Origin of the sequence: Bacteroides acidifaciens (assembly GCF_024623065.1) — a bacterium.
GTDB classification, from domain to species: Bacteria; Bacteroidota; Bacteroidia; order Bacteroidales; family Bacteroidaceae; genus Bacteroides; species Bacteroides acidifaciens.
This window is the reverse complement of sequence record NZ_JANJZR010000185.1, coordinates 1-1,317: the sequence shown is the minus strand read 5'-3', so window position 1 is coordinate 1,317 and position 1,317 is coordinate 1. Positions and strand designations below refer to the sequence as shown.

At 42.9% G+C, this 1,317-nt stretch carries 1 protein-coding gene; it reads left to right on the top strand.

What is annotated here, in order from left to right:
* Nucleotides 1-118: 118 nt before the first annotated feature.
* A partial coding sequence (locus NSB03_RS20640) for an IS1182 family transposase (RefSeq protein WP_024988907.1) occupies nt 119-1,317 on the top strand: 1,199 nt, incomplete at its 3' end.

Here is a 1,317-nt window from a genome sequence, read left to right as displayed (position 1 = left end):
GAGGGTGTGTCGAAACGATGCATCCTCTTTTTTGTATAAACAAAGCCCCGACTTTCCCAAGCCAGGGCTTTGTCATGTCCAAAAGAATTTGCATCTTTAGACATTGAAATCTTACAATATGGCAAAGTTACATTATCGTTCTTACAATCCCAACCAAATCATTCTTTTCCCACAAAGAATAGATGAAGATATCGCAGGTAATGACCCTGTACGAATCATTTCGGCCATAATTGACCAGCTTGACTTGAGCAAGTTCCATAAGCTCTATCACGGAATAGGCCGTTGTGCCTACCATCCCCGCATGATGCTCAAGGTTATCGTTTACGCCTATATGAATAATATCTATTCTTGTCGTAAGATAGAAAAGCTTCTCCATCGTGATATTCATTTCATATGGCTATCCGGCTGTGAGAAGCCTGATTTCATTACCATCAACAGGTTTCGCAATCGTGTCAAGGAGGAGATCAGCGACATCTTCACCCAAATAGTACTTCTGTTATCCGCAAAAGGATTTGTCAGTCTTGACGTAGAGTATGTGGACGGGACAAAAATAGAGTCGAAAGCAAACAAGTACACCTTTGTTTGGCGCAAGACGGTTGAACGTAACCGTACAAGATTGCTTGAGAAGATAAAGATACTTCTTGAGCAAGTGGATGAAGCTATTGCACAAGACAAGTGTAACGTTGATGAAAAGGTGGAATTCACCCCCACTCAACTTTCAGAAATATCAGCGGAGCTGAACGCGGCTCTTTCTTCCTTGCCAGCCACAACGAACAAGGAAGAAAAGAAACGGAGAAAGGGACTTCAAAAGACATCCAAAGAATTGGAAAGGCATTCAAGGAAGCTAAGTGAATACAACCAGCATTTGGACACTCTCGGTGAACGCAATTCCTATTCAAAGACTGATAAAGATGCCACATTCATGCGCATGAAAGAAGATGCCATGAACAACGGGCAGACGAAGCCGGGGTATAATCTGCAGATCGGGACAGAGGAACAATTCATTACTGATTTCGCCCTTTTCCCAAATCCAACAGACACGCTGACCTACATTCCCTTTATGGAGTCCTTCAAAAATCGCTATGGGGCGTTCCCCTCTACAGAAATAGCTGATTCAGGGTATGGAGCAGAGGAGAACTATCGTTTCATGGAAGAGCGTGGAATTGAAGCGTTTGTCAAATACAACCGTTTCCATATAGAACAGCGTCCTCGCTATGTGCAGGACCCTTTCCGTTCGGAAAATTTCTATTATAACGAAAAAGAAGACTATTGTGTGTGCCCGATGGGACAACACATGAATCGTATAGGACAAAAAAG